Below are 17,114 nucleotides of genomic sequence, written 5' to 3'. Positions count from 1 at the left end.
ATTAAAATCCAACGTTTACACCTAATGTAAATTTCCTTGGCAACGGATAGCCGGCGCCGTTATAAGTGCCTCTTTCATCTACTGCTTCTGCATCCGGAACAGAAGATTTCTGGAACATGGCCACATTATCTATTACGCCATAGAACTGTACTTTACTCAGTTTAGTTCTTTCCAGGAATTTAGGTCCCATCATGTAAGAGAGGTTCAGGTATTTGATACGGAACCAGGAACCATTTTCAACAAAGGCAGAAGAAAAAGGAAGGAACTGGTAATAATACTTGTTGCTGTAAGGAATTACTTCCGCATACTTGGTATGGTCGCCTTCTTTGCGCCATGAGTCGATGCTGTTCGGATCAATAGCGGCAATGGTTGCGTAGTTGTTCACCATACCTATCAGGCGGTCGGACATGTATTTGTTGTAGATGTCCCTGCCCAGCGTAAAGGTGGAATATACCTGCAGGCTCCATCTGCCATAGGTGAAGTTGTTGCTTAACCCGCCGGTACAGAAAGGATTCGGATTACCTGTGCGTACTTTATCGTTCCAGTCCCATACGTCGTAGTCGCCGTTCTGGTCTACCCAGATAAAGTCGCCCGCCTGTACGGTATGATTGCCGTTCCAGTAGGTCAGCTTTTCGCCGGTGTATGGATTGAAAGGAATATCTTTCTCTGACGCATATACGCCAAGGCTTTTCATCATATAGAACTCGTTGATGGCCCTGCCTTTGCTCAGGATATAAGTCATGCCGAGGTTATCGTCAGACACGATGATATCGCGTCCGCCATCTGGCAGCGAAACGATCTGGTTCTTTACGAAAGAAAGGATCAGGCCCGGGTTCCACTGGAATTTGCTGGACGGCGACATAACGCGGCCCTGGATATTGAATTCCAGCCCGGTGTTGCGGATGTCTACCGCGTTGGTGTTCACTTTATCATAACCGGTGGTAGCTGGCAGGATCAGGTCAAACAGTTTCCTGGAAGTTCCCCTGTTAAACGCGTCGAAGATGATGTTCAGCCGGCCGTTGAACAAGGTAGCGTCTATACCGATATTGGATTGCTTGGCCTGTTCCCAGGTCAGACCCGCCTGGGCCACGCCGTCTCTAAAGTTTGGCGTTACTGCGTTCACACCGTTATAGGTAACGCCTGAAGAGCCGCCATAGCCGCCCTGGTTGGTGTTGTAGGTATTAAACGGAAGATAATAGCCGTTAGGCAGGCTTCCTGTGATACCAAAGCTTCCGCGGATCTTTAACAGGTCGATCCATTTTTTAAACGGTTGCATAAACGGCTCATCAGAAATATTCCATCCGGCAGAAGCGGAAGGGAAGTAACCCCATCTGCTGTCGCGGCCAAAACGGGAAGAAGCGTCAGCCCTGTAAGCAAATGATAAGAGGTATTTTTCTTTATAATCATAGTTTACCCTGGCGAAGAACGACAGCATGCCGGCCGACTGGTAATCGGAGCCCGATACCAGGTTGCCATAGGCATCCCTGTATAACAGGTAATCTTTATTATATCCCTGCACCACTCTCAGGTTATCGTTACCCTGGGAGCCGCTGCCGATACCGGTAAACTCATTCTTTACATTATTAATGGTATTACCTAACAGCACGTTAACGTGGTGTTGTTTGTTAAACAGGGAAGTATAATAAGAAAGGGTGTTATCGAGGTTCAGGTTCTCGTACCGCGACCTGCTGCTTTGCGCATAGGCGAGGCCCAGTAAGCTGAGGGCGCCTGGCCTGAAGATATCGCGGCTATTGACAGATGACTGTACAGAACCGGTGGAAGCGAACCTGAGCTGCGGGGTAATGTCGTAGTTCAGGGTAATGCTGGCGGTTATATCATCGTTGATATTCTTATCACGGCTGCCGGGATAATCGCCCACCAGGTTTTGTTTATCCCGCTCGCTGAGGTTGTAGAGAGAAGAAAGATACTGGCCATTGGTCAATGGAATAACATCTTCGCCCGGGAACTGTCCGCGTCCCCGGCTCCTGTCGCCACGGCTTAAACGGAAAAGGGAATTCACATTTACGCGCTGCGACATTTTCAGGCCCAAAGCTGCGGAAGTGGTATAACGTTTATAACCGGTTCCTTTGATCGTTCCGTCTTCGTCGTAATAGTTGCCGCTCACGCGGTAGTTAATATTTTCTGTAGCGCCGGAAACAGAGAGATCGTAGTTCTGCACCACGCCGTTCCGGAAGAAGAAATCCTGCCAGTCCATATTCCCGCTGTAGGCAGGGTTCAGGCTGTCTGTCAGCAGCAGGGGGATTTTTGTTTCCTGCTGATCGAATGTCAGTTTCTGTTTCAGGTAGTTCAGCTTAAACTGTCTTTCCTCTGCACCGCCAATAACGGTTTCGAATTTTGGTACTTCCACCATGCCAGCGTAGGCGGAAAGGTTGATCTGTGGTTTGCCTGTTTTTCCTCTTTGGTTTTTACGATCACTACCCCGTTGGCGCCGCGGCTACCGTAGATGGCGGCAGCGGAGGCGTCTTTGAGGATGTCCACGGATTCAATATCGTTGGGATTCAGACCGGCTATGTAGTTGGTTCCCGTGTTATCGAATGCGGCGGCATCGTCGGAGGAAATAGGAATATCATCGATCACGAAAAGCGGGGAACTTAAAGTACGGATGCTGCTGGAAGTCCGGCTAAGGCTGGTATTACCTCTTACGACGAACGAACCTCTTACGCCCGGTTCGCCGGTGAAGTTCTGAACGGCCAGACCTGCGGCCCTACCCTGCAATAACTGGTCGAAGCTGGGAGAAGGCAGGTTTTCGATATCCTTTCCTTTAACACTGGATACAGCGGCTGTAACAGTTTTGCGTTTTACTTCCTGGTAACCGATCACCACTACGTCTTTCAGGCTTTTCTGATCGGTTTTCATCACTATCTTATAAACATTGTTCCCTGTGATAGCTACTGTTTGTGTCTCAAATCCAATAAATGAAACGGATAATGTTTTGGAAGTCCCTTTCAGGGTTAAGGTAAATTTTCCGTCGGGCGTCGTTATGGTTCCATTGCTGGTTCCCACTTCTTTTACAGATACGCCGGGCAGCTGCCCGCCTTTATCATCTGTGATCACCCCTGAAATCTTCCGCTCCTGGGCCCATGCCTGCAGGCATAGCAATCCCATTAGCGCTAATAGTAGCAACTTTCTGTGCATAGATTCTGGTTTAAGAAATGTGTTGGGAATTATTAATTCACACTCGGGGCTATTAGCCCTTTTTGTTCACTGATAATTTAAAATTTGAAAAATACAGGTTGTTGAATTTTGGTTGGCGCAGTGAGTCCACTACCTTCACTGTTCACTTTAAGCAAAAATCTGTCGTTGTTTAATTTCATTGTTCCGAGCCCAAATTATAAATGTTAAGGTTTTCTTAATAACTCGCTTTCATTATCTGACAAATTTATGACAATTATATTTTTATCATGTTTCATCTTAATTAATTAAAATTCAATTTGTTAAATTCTTTTCTTGTATTCATTACATACAATTCAATCAAAATACTATCATTCTTTAATAAAATAACATAAGGAAGACTAGAAAAGTAGACAGTTTTATGAGAAAAGCCAGATGGTCAACTACGGGGTAAGCTATACGAAATTGATGCCTGGTAAGCGGATTTGTTTGGCGAGAAATATCCTTGATTTATCGGCGTTATGAACATAAGGTGGTAACTATTAATTATTTTTGCCCCCATAAATTCACAGGGCCTGAAAAAAGTACGGAAAATATTAACCATTGTTGTACTGAGCGTGTTGGGCCTCGTCATTCTACTCGGAATACTGGTAAACATTCCCGCGGTACAAAATTTTCTCGTTCGCGAGGTTACCAGCCGTTTGTCAGCCCAGCTGAAAACCGAGGTAAAGATCGATCATGTAGATCTCCGGCTTTTCAACAGCATGCAGTTGCAGGGCGCGCTGATAAAAGACCTCAAAGGCGATACCCTGCTTTACGCCGGCAATCTCCAGGTCAGGATCACCGACTGGTTCTTTTTCCAGGAAAAACCAATCATCAAGTTCATTGGCCTGGAAGACGCCCAGGTGAACCTGGTTCGTACAGCGAAAGACTCTACCTGGAACTATGATTTTATTGTAGATGCCTTCAGCTCAGCCCCCGACACTACGCCTAAAAAACCTTCCGGCCCCTCCGCAGGCATCTCGCTGGACCTGAAAAAAATAGACCTGAAGAATATCACCTTCAACCAGGTAGATTCCTGGGTGGGAGAAGATATGCGGGTATTTGCCAAAAGGATCTATGTAGACGCCAAGAACCTGGACCTGAAAAAACATAATATCGATATCCAGGAGCTGACATTGAATGCACCCACGTTCATTATCAGCGACTATGCCTCTTCTCCCCTGCGCCGCAGGAAGCCCTGGGTGCGAAGCGCCGTTTATACTGATTCTATTTTACGATGGAATAACGACAACTGGAAACTGCTGGTAAAAGAAGTGAATATTAAGGACGGTACTTTCGGTGTAGACAATCCCGATGATAAATCCCCCATTGAACCAGGCTATTTTGCTCCGCATCATATCCGCTTCAATGAGATCAATCTTTCTCTTACCAATACCAGCCTGGTAAAAGACAGTATTATCGGCGACCTGACGTTAAGCACCAAGGAACGCAGCGGCTTTGAAGTGAAGAAACTGACCAGCCGTTTTAAGATGTCGCCGGTGGAAATGGAATTCTCACAGTTAGACCTGGAAACGAATCGCAGCCATATTGGCGATTACTATGTGATGCAGTATAATGATATCAGCGATATGAATAATTATATCGACGATGTTATTATGCGGGCGCATTTCAAGAACACCCATGTATCGTCTGACGATATTGCCTATTTCGCTCCTCCCTTATCTTCCTGGAAGAAAGAAATTACCGTAAGCGGAAGCGCCAGGGGGCCGGTAAGCAACCTGAAAGCCAATGATATTTCCGTGGAAGCGGGCAACTCGACCCGGCTGAAAGGAAGCCTGGAAATGCGCGGCCTGCCGGATATAGAAGAAACGTTCATAGACTTCCATGCAGACGAACTGGTAACAACAGGCCAGGATGTAATGCAGATCATGCCTATTGTAAAGGAGATCGTCAGCACGGTAAGGATAGACAGGTTATCCAATATCCGTTTTAAAGGAAGCTATACGGGATTCATTAACGACTTTGTTGCATACGGTGAATTCCAGACCAACCTGGGCAACCTCAGCTCCGACCTGAACTTCAAGACCAATAAAGATGTACCTGTATATTCAGGGAGCCTGACCACCAGTAATTTCAACATTGGCAGCCTGTTCGACAACAGCAACCTCTCTACCCTCACCATGGCGGCGAAAGTAGATGGAGCCGGTTTCAATTTCAAAACCCTGAGGGCCAATGTAGATGCGGACATACAGGAGATAGCCCTTTACGGTTACAACTACCAGCATATCAAAACCAACGCTACTATGGCCCGGAAACTGTTCAACGGCTCTCTGACCGCCGATGACCCTAACCTGGCCATGAACTTTGCCGGAACCATCGACTTCAACCAGGCCTTACCCCTGTTCGATTTCAAGGCGAACATTGAAAAAAGCGATCTCCGGGCCCTGCACCTGACAAGCGATTCGGTTACCCTGCAGGCAAAGCTGGACCTGAACTTCGCCGGCAGCAACATCGATAACTTCGATGGTACAGCCAGGATGTACGAGGTATCAGTGTTCAAAGACAACCGCCGCCTGGAATTCGATTCCCTGAACGTTTCCTCGCATTTTGTCGACAACGAAAAAGTATTGCAACTGGCAGGCAGCGAAATGTCGGGCGCCGTAAAAGGAACTTACAGCTTCCTCCAGCTTCCTGACGCCTTCCAGCTGCTGCTTTACAAATATTACCCCAGCTATTTCAAAGCGCCGGAGAACCCCGTGATCGACCAGAACTTTACTTATGCTTTCCATTTTGGAGATGTAAACAAAGTATTAAAGGGAATCACCCACCAATTCGGTGGTTTCAATGAAACAACCATAAGCGGCGCCCTGAATACGAACGGCAACGGAAACCTGCTGCTGAATATCAATATCCCTAACGCAACCTACGACGCTTACGGGGTACAGGACCTGCAGGTAAGAGGAGAAGGCAATTTCAACAAGGTAAATATCAGTACCAGTATAGGCAAGGTATTGTCGGGCAAGAATGTAGTGCTGCAAAATCCCCTCATTATCGCCAGCTCCAGCCATGATACTTCTTTTGTGAAAGTGGATTTCTCGTCGGAAGATACTTCCAGCCTGGATGGATTCTTTGCCAGGGTAGTAACGGTAGCGGAAGGAGTTAAGATCAATTTCCTTAACAGCGCCTTTACAGTTAACGAACGCCAGTGGAATGTAACGCCGGGCAACGAGATCTATTGGAGCAAACATTTCCTTACAGTTAAAAACCTCCGTGTAACGAGGAATGATCAGCAGATCACGGTTGAAACGAACGAATTCAACCCCGACGAATCCAAATTCCTCATCACCCTGAAAAATATCAACCTCCCGGACGTTATTCCCTCCCAGTTGCTGACCACCCGTATAGAAGGGATCACAGACGGCACTATACATATCACAGATCCGACTACCGCGCTGGACATCAATGCCGCCCTGCGTACCCGGCAACTGCGTATAGACAATGATTCCATCGGGGTAGTGAATATAGATGGCCGTTATAACCATTTAACCGGTGAAGCAGCTTTTAATGTATTGTCAGACAATGAGGGTAAAAGTTTCCTGGCATCCGGCAAAGTGGGGTTAACTTCTTCCAATAACCAAATCGATGGCAATATCAAACTGAATAATACATCCATCAGTTTACTGAATAAATACCTGGCGGGGTATGTATCCGAACTTTCGGGTACGGTTACCGGCAACCTGGATATCGGGGGCACTACCATACAGCCGTCCATAAAGGGAATGCTGACCCTTGACACGGTTGGCGTAACCGTCGATTACCTGGGTACCCATTACCGTATCCCCAAGTTGAAGATCAATATAGACGATAACCTGATAGAATTCGGCAACTTCACTCTTATAGATAAATACAACACGAAAGGCAACGCCAATGGCTATATCAGTCATGATCATTTCAATAAAATGAACTTCGACTTTGATGTAACCGGGCGGGGATTCCTATTCCTGAATACAGATGCGGCGGATAACGACCTTTTCTACGGGGATGTGTTGGCCGATGGTAAGGTGTACTTCAGCGGGCCTATCAACGATATGCAGATGCATATCATCGCAAGGCCGATCAAAGGCACACATTTTTATTTGCCGATGTCCGACAGTAAAGACATTGGCAAATACGAGTATATCAATTTTAAAACCTATGGAACAGAGGTAGTTGAAAAGAAGAAGAAGAAAGATGATACGAAACTGACAGTGAAGTTAGATATCGCCGCGAATCCTGATGCCCAGATCGATGTGATACTCGACGCCACCACCGGCGATGTGATCAGCGCCAACGGTACAGGCAACCTGCAGATCACGGTGAATACAGAAGGGGATTTCACTATGTTCGGGAACTACGAGATCAACAACGGTTCCTATAATTTCACCTTCCAGCGCCTCACCAGCTGGAAGTTCGATATAGAAAAGAACAGCTCTATTATATGGAATGGCGATCCGTCGGAAGCCCGGGTGAATATCATGGCCAAATACTCCCTTCCTAAAGTGAGTTTATATAACCTTGCCGTTCAGGGGACCCAGAATACCGACAGGGACAAGCTGGCTACCCGGACGGAGCGGGTAGATGTAATGATCAATCTCCGCGGGGCGTTGATGAAACCTGATATCACCTATTCCATAGAACTGCCGGATGTAGGAAGCCTGGCTTATGAAAGTGGCGTGGCGGCTCACCTGAAAGAGATCAACACAGACCAGAACAAGGCATTGTTCCAGGTATGGGGCTTGTTGTTCTCTAACCAGTTCCTGCCAGACGACGCTACTGCTTCTGCGGCTACCAACGTGGGCATTACCGGTAAGAACAGCGTTGGGCAGGCATTATCTGCACAGGCGCAGGCTATCCTGAACAATATTACCGGAGCCCTGCTGAAAGGCAGTGGAATTGGCGTGAACGTCAATTACCGGGCTTATAACGTGGGAGGCGGAACAGTGGAAAACACGTCTTACGACCGGAACCAGGTAAGTGCAGGTATTACCAGTAATCTATTCAACAACCGTTTCAGGCTGTATGCAGGAGGCGATTATGACTGGGGAAAATCGGCTACTTCCGCCAACGCCAACAGGTTTGCGGGCGACTTCAGGATAGAATACCTCCTTACTCCTGATGGCAGGTTCCGTATCAATGCCTTCAGCAAAACGGATTACGATGTATATAATTTAAGCAACCGTACCAAGTCTGGTATCGGTATTTCCTATATCCGTGAATACAACCGCATCAATGAGCTGTTCGGGCAGTCGCGCAGGCGGAGAATAGCCAACCTGCCCGACTCACTTCAAAAGAGCCTGCCACCTCAACAGGAAGATTCTTCCAAACCGGGAAGCCGCCAGACAACTAAAACGGAAAAATAACCTGCACGCAAAAAGAAAAAGGACCGCCCCGAAATTGAGACAGTCCTTTAAGTATTTCAACCGGTACATATTATCCTTTCAGGATCTCGTGGCCCAGTTTATCTCTTTTTGTTCTTAAGTAGTTTTCGTTGTATGGATTTGGATGGATCTCGATAGGCACGTTTTCCACGATTTCCAGTCCATACCCATTCAGGCCGGCGCGTTTACGCGGGTTGTTGGTGATGAGGCGAAGTTTGGAGATATTCAGATGGCGCAGGATCTGTGCTCCTACTCCATAATCCCTTTCATCCATCTTAAAGCCTAATTCCAGGTTGGCTTCAACAGTGTCGAGTCCTTCTTCCTGCAGTTTATAGGCTTTCAGTTTATTCATCAGGCCAATGCCCCTTCCTTCCTGGTTCATGTACAGGATCAGGCCTTTACCTTCTTTTTCTACCATCTGCATGGCAGCATGCAGTTGCTCGCCGCAGTCGCAACGCAGCGAATGCAGGATATCGCCTGTGACGCAGGACGAGTGTACCCTGACCAGTACCGGTTCATCTTTTTTCCAGTCGCCTTTTTTCAGGGCCATGTGGATCTCTCCTGAGTTTATCTGCGTGAAGGCGATCAGTTCGAAGTTGCCGTATTTGGTAGGCATCTGTACCCGTTCTCCTTCTTCGATCAGTGTTTCGGTGCTTAACAGGTAAGCGATAAGATCTTTGATGGAGATAAGTTTCAGGTCGAATTTATCAGCTATTTCCCTTAATTGGGGTAAGCGGGCCATTGAACCATCTTCGTTCATGATCTCTACCAAGACGCCGGCTGGTTCGAAGCCTGCCAGTCGTGCCAGGTCGATGGTCGCTTCTGTATGGCCAGACCTGCGCAATACTCCTCCTGTTTTGGCTTTAAGCGGGAAAATATGCCCTGGTTTGCCCAGGTGTTCAGGTTTGGTGTTAGGATCGATCAGCGCCTGCACTGTTTTGGCCCTGTCGTGGGCAGAAATGCCGGTAGTGCAGCCATGACCTAAAAGGTCGACTGATACGGTAAAAGGAGTTTGATGTAAAGCGGTGTTATCCCGTACCATCATTTCGAGTCCGAGTTCTTCACATCTTTCTTCTACCAGCGGCGCACAGATAAGACCCCGGCCATGGGTACTCATGAAATTGATGATCTCCGGTGTTACATTACGGGCGGCGGTTACAAAATCGCCTTCATTTTCACGGTCTTCGTCATCCACTACGATTACGAGCTTACCATTTTTTATATCTTCTATTGCTGCTTCAATTGTGTCGAGTCTCATATATAATTATTATCCTCCGGGTCGGTATTATTGAATGCCGCAAAGTTACGATATATCCATCATGAAAAATGTTTTTCCGGAAGTCTGACAAAAGGAGGATACAGGGCTGTTTCGTTTCTCTGAGGGCAGGCGGCGTGCGGAATTGCCGCAGGAAAGCTGGACAAAATCAGCGACACATAAAACAAAAATATAACTTATAATATTTGATCACCTGTTATGGTAGCGCTCGTTAAAGTTTAAGATGGCAAGAAAGATAGGGATGTTATTCTTTCCAAGTATTCCAAAACAATCTATTAAATAATTTTAATATTTGAAGATTCATAATTTTTGGCTGTTTTCACTAGAATTCGTCCTGTGGATATGGGTATTTATGAATTGCTTCCAAAATTCCGGAGACTTTAGCAGTTTTTTAACGTACTTAACAATTTGTTAATTTCAAGTTAAAGTTTTAACAAGAAAAATAAGCAACTTTGCTGCGTCGAATCAAACTTATCGGGAATTATGAGTTTCAAAAAACTACTCATTACACTATCATTGTTATTAACAGTGATGGTAACCTTTGCACAGGTTACCACCAGTAATATGACTGGTTATATTAAAGACGATAAAGGCGAAGGTCTTATCGGAGCAACCGTAAAAGCTGTACACACTCCTTCAGGAACAGTTTACGGTACTACAACCCAGGAAGGTGGCCGCTATAACATCCCTAACATGAGAGTAGGTGGTCCCTACACCGTCACAGTTACTTTTATCTCTTTTAAAGAAGAAAAAGTAGAGAATGTTAACCTGCCGCTTGGACAAACATTCAAAATCGATTTTACGCTGCAACCCACTACCAAGTCACTGAACGAAGTTGTTATCTCTGGTAAACAGAATACTACCTTCAACAGTGGTCGTACTGGTGCTGCTACTACCATTAGCAGGGAGCAATTGCAGAACCTTCCTTCCCTGAACAGAGGTATTGCGGATTTTACCAAACTGACTCCGCAGTCGGGTAAAGGTTTGAACTTTGCAGGCCGTAACTCGCTGTTCAACACTTTCACAGTGGATGGTTCCTTGTTCAATAACGCTTTCGGGCTAACAGACCTGCCTGGCGGGCAAACAAACTCCCAGCCAATTTCTCTTGACGCGATTGACCAGATCCAGGTAAACCTGGCTCCTTATGATGTAAAGCAAAGCGGTTTTACCGGTGCTGCCATTAACGCTGTTACCAAATCAGGTACCAATGAATTCTCCGGTTCCATTTATACTTTTCTCAGAAGCAACGATCTTACCGGTAAAAAAGTAAAAGGCGTAGATGTGAGCAATGACGTTTATAACCTGAAACAATACGGCTTCCGTTTTGGTGGTCCGATTATCAAGAACAAATTATTTTTCTTCGTAAACGGTGAGCTGGAAAGACAAACTTCTCCTGGTTCCAACTGGAGAGCGAATCCTACTGACACCGGCACTGCTAAAACCCTTCCTCCAGGTATTTCTGTAGTTAAATCCAAAGATCTGGATGCAGTGGCTGCTGCCCTGCGCAAACTGGGTTACGACCCCGGTGCTTACCAGGACTATGACTTCAAACAGAATAACGAAAAAGTTACTGCGCGTATCGACTGGAACATTAACGAAAAGAACAAGTTCACTTTCCGTTACAGTTATATGAACTCGTTTAAGGACCTGAATGCCTCCACTTCTAATTCCAGAAGCGGTCGCGGTCCTAGTAGAACCAGCATGCTGTTCCAGAATACCGGTTACCGTCAGTATAATAAAATCAATTCTTATGTTGCTGAACTGAACAGCAACATTTCCAACAGAATGTCTAACAACGTTTCCCTGACCTATTCCAGGTTCCGTGATTATCGCTCCACTCCGGGGGGGCCATTCCCACTGGTCGATATTGAAAATGGTGCAGGCTCCAACTACATATCTGCCGGTTCTGAACCATTTTCTGGTGTCAACAACCTGAGCCAGGATCTGTTCCAGTTCGTTGACAACCTGAACCTTTACCGCGGTAAACATACTTTAACCTTTGGTGTAGCCGGTGAATACTTCAAATTCTCCAACGCTTTTGCGCAGTTCTATCTGGGTCAATACCGTTATAAAGATCTTGCTACCTTCCTGGCTGCCGCAGGCGGCGATCAGACAGCTCAACCACTCCTTTACCAGTTAACTTATTCTGCTGTGAAAGGCAATGCTGCTCCGGCCGCTAAACTGAATGCTGCTACTATTTCAGCATACGGACAAGATGAATTCCAGATAAACGATCGTTTTAAATTAACTTATGGCATACGTTTCGATATTCCGTTCTACCCAACATCACTGGCTAAAAATCCAACAATCGATACTATTGGTTTCCGCAATGGCGAACACCTGGATGTTTCCAAGCTGCCCGGTGCAAAACTGATGGTTTCTCCACGTATCGGTTTCAACTGGGATGTTAAAGGAGATCAGACCCTGCAGATTCGTGGCGGATCCGGTATCTTCACTGGCCGTATTCCTTATGTATGGGCTGTTAACCAGGCCGGTAACAACGGATTGCTGTATGGTAACGACCAGTTGAACAACCCGACAAACCGTCCGTTCAGCACCGATCCTGGCAAATATATCCCTGCAAACCCAACTGCTCCTAGCAGTGTGCTGATTAACGTAATGTCTCCTGACTTCAAATACCCTCAGATCTGGCGTACTAACCTGGCTGTAGACGTTGTGCTCCCAGGCGGTATAGTTGGTACATTTGAAGGTATCTATACTAAAGACATCAACGCAATATTTCACAGGGATGCAAACCTGGTCAACCCTACCGGCAAATCCGTAGGACCTGGTTCCCGCGATACTTTCCCTGCTAACAACAAAGTAAGTCCAAAAGCTACTAACGCTATCGTTCTGGATAATACTTCCAAAGGCTGGTCTTACTCTTTGTCTGCTCAATTCAGCAAAGCATTTGATTTCGGTCTGAACGCGTCAGTTGCTTATGCTTACCAAAACGCAAAAGACATCACTTCCAGCCCTGGATCTCAGGCTGCCAGTGCTTTCAATGGTAACGCTATCGTAAACGATCCCAATAATCCAGTGCTGTCTTACACCAGCTTCCTGGTACAACACAGGGTAGTAGGTACGCTCTCTTACAAGATTAAGTACGCTAAGATCCTTGCTACCACTGTATCCCTGATCTACGAAGGCTCTCCGTTCAGCGATGCGTTCAATAACACCCGAATCAGCTATGTATATTCCGGTAACGCTAATAGGGATGGTTCTACAGGGAACAACGACCTGATCTATGTGCCTAAGGATAAGAATGATATCATCCTGATTCCTTCTAATCCAGATGATAAACGTACTCCTGATCAGATATGGAACGATCTTAACAGCTTTATCTCCAGCGATAAGTACCTGAACTCCCGTAGAGGTAAATTCGCCGAAAGAAACGGTGATCATTATCCTTGGTGGAATCACTTTGATGTTAAAATCATCCAGGACATCGACTTCGCCCGTATCGCTCCAAAGAGCAAAAGCAAGTTGCAGGCTTCCCTGGATATCATTAACGTTGGTAACCTCCTGAACAGCAACTGGGGTGTAGCTCAAACCGTGAATACTCCGAACTTCCTGATCTATAGAGATAGTAACGGTCCTAACGGTCAACAACGCTATTCTTTCAACAACATCGGTAGTCCATTCCTGGATGCAACTAATATCCTTTCCAGATGGCAGATGCAGCTTGGTATAAGATACTTGTTTAACTAATAACACTCTTCTGCATAAAAAATAGGCTGTGTCAAGTGCGATACAGCCTATTTTATTTGAGTATCCGAGAAGTGCAACCGTTTACTTTATTGCAAATGATAATTAAATCAGGATTTAATGTAATAAGGAAGAACAATGCAACCGACCCAATCCAAGAGTGATATACTTTCACTTTTCATCAGGCCATTATTGTAATCCAGTAAGTAAAACCGTCCCTGGCTGATACTTGTTGTACCGGGCGGAATTATATAAATATAACCTCCACTATCTTCGTTGTCGTATTGAAAATCAACTTTCACGGCAATTCCTGCAGGAACGGGCGCGGGTATTGTGCAAGCCTGATTTGCGTAAAAACGAACATAAACATCCGCCTGTGTCCAATATCTATCCCAGTCAATCCAATAATCTGAGTAATTTTCATACTCTATCCGTGCATATACAGGTGTAGAATTATACATAAGGTTGTAAATCTCTATGTCTCCTTGTGAAAGGCCTGTTCTTTGGGCCGTAAAAGTAGATCCATCTCGCCTTGTCATCGAAAATGGAGCTCCTGGTTTTACAAACGCGGTAGACGGATATAACATAACTGAATTAAAGTCAAATGGTCCTGCTGTCAGACCATAAATAGTCGAAGCACTAACTTTATCAAACTGTGAAAGATAGTCAGGTAGTATGTTGTTCGGATATATTGTAATGAAACTGTCTCTGTCATTACGGCATTGTTCGTGGTACAAGCCAACCGCATGACCAATTTCGTGAATGGCATTTCCTGTACTGGCTCCGGACCCCAGGTTTATAGTTGTAACACCATTTGTTTTTCCAACGGATGTTGAATATGCTCCCGCATCATCAGATCTGAAGTAAACATAACTGGTTTGATTGGTCCGTTGAACAAACTGCAGATTAGTAACCGTCTTCCAGTGATTAATGGCATCATTAACCCGGAAAACATCTGTGAAGCCGGGTGCAATTGAATAATAGATAGTACGATTAGGCCAAATCGCCTCAGGAGCGGCGGTACCGGTGCGCCCGTTGGAATTTGACAAGGCCGGCGGCAATGGTAACCTGTTCTTCAACAGCTTCGCACCCGGTACGTCAATGTGCTTAAACTTGGGAAGCGACGAAGAGCCAGATATTATGACAATATTAGAATAGAATTCCTTCAAAGCCTTAAAATCCGATTCAGAATAAACAATATCCCCTCCCAGAATGTACTTGTCGCCTGATTTTAAAAAACTCATTAGCTGTTTACCAGCTTTGTCAGTAATACTAAGTCGCTCCCCTGACGCAACCGGGTAGCCTTCGTAATTTTCAGCAGCAGAAATAGGTTTGATTTTGTCAGGTGTTTCGGGAGCATTGTCCTTGTGGCAGGACACAGCAATAGCAGTCATAGACACTAATAGTGTCAACTTGATTTTAACAAACATCATTATGTTTTTTATGGGTAAAAAATGAAAGTTAACAATACATAGTCATAGGATTCAGAGCTTAAATTAGCTCAAAAAAATCACAGAAGAAAAAATACCTATATTAAATAATTACCTGGATAATTTGATATTTTCATACCTATAATGCGAGTCTCCAAATATCTGCCAACAAGGAGTTACAATCTTTTATCTCCTACAAGCCACCACGAAAAGGCATCTTCGCTCACAAAATTTATTTGATCACAATTACCTCATTAACGCTATATATTAATTCGCATACCTGATGCCGTTGCACATGACCATCCGTTAGTTTGCATATTGTACCCTTTGGCCTTCAATTTTCAGGCTGAGTGTAGTCGGAAATTTTGCTTAAATTTAGCTAAACCCGTTCCCATGATTGAAAATTACCTCAAATGGCATTCGCCTAATTTGGGAAAAGAATTTGAGATGTTGGTATTTGGTGATAAAGGATTTCCTATGCTATTGTTTCCGACCTCAATGGGCCGTTACTACGAGAGTAAAGACTTTGGGCTGATAGATGCTATCCGCTGGTTTATTGAAGAAGGAAGAATAAAAGTATATTGCCCCGACAGTATTGATGCTGAAAGCTGGTATTGTACAGATATTTCTCCCGCTCAACGGGCGTTTAATCATCACTGTTACGATAAACTGCTGAGAGAAGAGATCCTGCCCAGGATGGAAGATGAAACGGGCTATCAGCGGATCGTGGCGGCAGGCTGCAGTTTCGGCGGTTACCACGCCGCCAATTTCGCTTTCAGATATCCTGATAAAGTGTCGTACCTGCTTAGCCTCAGCGGGATATTTGATATTAAAGGACGGGTAGACGGGCATTACGATGATAACGTCTATTACCATAACCCGATGGACTTTATGCCGGGCAACCAGCATGAAGATCTCTGGCGGATGGGGATCGTTTTAGGCGTGGCAGATAACGACGTTTGCCGGCATTCGAACGAGCAATTCTCCCGGTTGCTGACAGAAAAGAAAATGGCCCACTGGCTGGATGTAAGACCACATACCTCCCATGACTGGCCTGCATGGCGGGAAATGCTTCCTCATTATCTTTCACTTATCAAGTAATTAACATGAAAAAGATCGGAATTTTATTCGGACAGGAGAACACATTTCCACAAGCATTCATAGACAGGGTTAACGAGATCAATCCCCCGGGGATCTTTGCAGAAGCTGTGCGTATTGATAAAGTGTTGCAGGGAGAAGATCCCGGCTACGCCGTGATAATAGACCGGATCTCTCATGATGTGCCTTTTTACAGGTCGTTCCTGAAAAATGCCGCTGCCGCCGGTACCGCGGTTATCAACAACCCTTTCTGGTGGAGCGCCGACGATAAATTCTTCAACTATAGCCTGGCAGGCAAACTAGGCATAACAGTGCCCAGAACAGCGCTGCTTCCCTCCTTCCAGCAACCGGACAACACCAGCCAGCAATCTTTCCGCAACCTGGTATACCCGTTCGACTGGAACACGATTTTTGATTACATCGGGTTTCCTGCCTTCATGAAACCTTATAACGGAGGAGGAGGCAAAGATGTTTTCAGGGTGCCGGCCAGGGAAGATTTCTTCTGGATGCACAGCGCTACCGGCCAGCATGTCATGATGCTGCAGGAAGAAATTGACTTTGCAGAATATTACCGTTGTTTCTGTGTAGGACCTAAAGAAGTAAGGATCATGCCTTACGATCCCAACCTCCCGGCAGGACAACAGTACCAGGCTACTTTCAAACCCTCTAAAACCCTGCAATCAACCATCCAGAAACAGGTTATCCTGTTGCAGCAATACCTGGGCTACGACTTCAATACAGTGGAAATAGCCGTAAGGGCCGATGGTACGCCTTATATTATCGATTGCTACAATCCCGCTCCCCATGCGGATCACGAGATCGGCGAAGAACATTTTGAATGGGTGATTGAAACCAGCGCCCGGTACGCGATACAACGCGCCGCAGCCCAGAAGCCAGGGAAAGATAACCTGACCTGGGGCCAGTTCATCAAGCCCAAAGCTAAAAAAGCGACTACTGCCAGCAAGAAATCCACCGCCAAAAAAGCGCCGGATGCCGATAAAAAAGCAAAAAGCGCCGCTCAGAAAAAAGCGAAATGAATCATTTACATTT

The 17,114-nt window shown here is 45.7% G+C and carries 8 protein-coding genes; 4 read left to right on the top strand and 4 right to left on the bottom strand.

Annotation, left to right across the window (positions count from 1 at the left end):
• Nucleotide 1: 1 nt before the first annotated feature.
• Both BLV62_RS04270 and BLV62_RS04265 read right to left on the bottom strand, forming a co-directional pair.
• Nucleotides 2–2,371 (bottom strand): SusC/RagA family TonB-linked outer membrane protein, encoded by a 2,370-nt coding sequence (locus tag BLV62_RS04270; protein WP_089759044.1) that lies wholly within the window; start codon nt 2,369–2,371, stop codon nt 2–4.
• Nucleotides 2,308–3,156, bottom strand: a complete 849-nt coding sequence (locus tag BLV62_RS04265) for a TonB-dependent receptor plug domain-containing protein (RefSeq protein WP_089759042.1) — start codon at nt 3,154–3,156, stop codon at nt 2,308–2,310. The genes BLV62_RS04270 and BLV62_RS04265 overlap by 64 nt, the downstream gene beginning before the upstream one ends.
• A gap of 593 nt (nt 3,157–3,749) precedes the next feature.
• Here BLV62_RS04265 and BLV62_RS04260 point away from each other — a divergent pair.
• Nucleotides 3,750–8,534 carry a translocation/assembly module TamB domain-containing protein gene (locus BLV62_RS04260; protein ID WP_139169922.1) on the top strand — a complete coding sequence of 1,595 codons (4,785 nt, stop codon included), beginning with the start codon at nt 3,750–3,752 and terminating at the stop codon, nt 8,532–8,534.
• 70 nt (nt 8,535–8,604) lie between these two features.
• Here BLV62_RS04260 and BLV62_RS04255 read toward each other — a convergent pair whose 3' ends face one another.
• The gene (locus tag BLV62_RS04255; RefSeq protein WP_089759039.1) at nt 8,605–9,810 is read right to left on the bottom strand and encodes a bifunctional 3,4-dihydroxy-2-butanone-4-phosphate synthase/GTP cyclohydrolase II; all 1,206 of its coding nucleotides are present in this window, start codon (nt 9,808–9,810) and stop codon (nt 8,605–8,607) included.
• 501 nt (nt 9,811–10,311) lie between these two features.
• Between BLV62_RS04255 and BLV62_RS04250 the strand changes: the two genes are divergently transcribed.
• Complete coding sequence (locus tag BLV62_RS04250; protein WP_089759037.1) at nt 10,312–13,539, top strand: TonB-dependent receptor; 3,228 nt, start codon at nt 10,312–10,314, stop codon at nt 13,537–13,539.
• A 107-nt stretch (nt 13,540–13,646) separates the two neighbouring features.
• On the opposite strand, the gene BLV62_RS04245 is transcribed toward BLV62_RS04250, so the two are convergent.
• Nucleotides 13,647–14,930 carry a M12 family metallopeptidase gene (locus BLV62_RS04245; RefSeq protein WP_168927727.1) on the bottom strand — a complete coding sequence of 428 codons (1,284 nt, stop codon included), beginning with the start codon at nt 14,928–14,930 and terminating at the stop codon, nt 13,647–13,649.
• A 429-nt stretch (nt 14,931–15,359) separates the two neighbouring features.
• Here BLV62_RS04245 and BLV62_RS04240 point away from each other — a divergent pair, with 429 nt between their 5' ends.
• Nucleotides 15,360–16,067, top strand: a complete 708-nt coding sequence (locus tag BLV62_RS04240; RefSeq protein WP_089759033.1) for an esterase family protein — start codon at nt 15,360–15,362, stop codon at nt 16,065–16,067.
• A 5-nt stretch (nt 16,068–16,072) separates the two neighbouring features.
• Nucleotides 16,073–17,101 carry an ATP-grasp domain-containing protein gene (locus BLV62_RS04235; RefSeq protein WP_089759030.1) on the top strand — a complete coding sequence of 343 codons (1,029 nt, stop codon included), beginning with the start codon at nt 16,073–16,075 and terminating at the stop codon, nt 17,099–17,101.
• Nucleotides 17,102–17,114 lie beyond the last annotated feature (13 nt).

The organism is Chitinophaga terrae (ex Kim and Jung 2007) (genome assembly GCF_900107795.1).
Classification (GTDB): Bacteria; Bacteroidota; Bacteroidia; order Chitinophagales; family Chitinophagaceae; genus Chitinophaga; species Chitinophaga terrae.
Note: the sequence above shows the minus strand (reverse complement) of the source record. Positions and strands in the feature narration are given on the sequence as shown.

Excerpts from the sequence above, each read along its gene's own strand:
- BLV62_RS04240 (WP_089759033.1), top strand. The coding sequence starts at position 15,360 with ATGATTGAAAATTACCTCAAATGGCATTCGCCTAATTTGGGAAAAGAA.
- BLV62_RS04235 (WP_089759030.1), top strand. The coding sequence starts at position 16,073 with ATGAAAAAGATCGGAATTTTATTCGGACAGGAGAACACATTTCCACAA.
- BLV62_RS04270 (WP_089759044.1), bottom strand. The coding sequence starts at position 2,371 with ATGGTGGAAGTACCAAAATTCGAAACCGTTATTGGCGGTGCAGAGGAA.
- BLV62_RS04265 (WP_089759042.1), bottom strand. The coding sequence starts at position 3,156 with ATGCACAGAAAGTTGCTACTATTAGCGCTAATGGGATTGCTATGCCTG.
- BLV62_RS04250 (WP_089759037.1), top strand. The coding sequence starts at position 10,312 with ATGAGTTTCAAAAAACTACTCATTACACTATCATTGTTATTAACAGTG.
- BLV62_RS04245 (WP_168927727.1), bottom strand. The coding sequence starts at position 14,930 with ATGACTGCTATTGCTGTGTCCTGCCACAAGGACAATGCTCCCGAAACA.
- BLV62_RS04255 (WP_089759039.1), bottom strand. The coding sequence starts at position 9,810 with ATGAGACTCGACACAATTGAAGCAGCAATAGAAGATATAAAAAATGGT.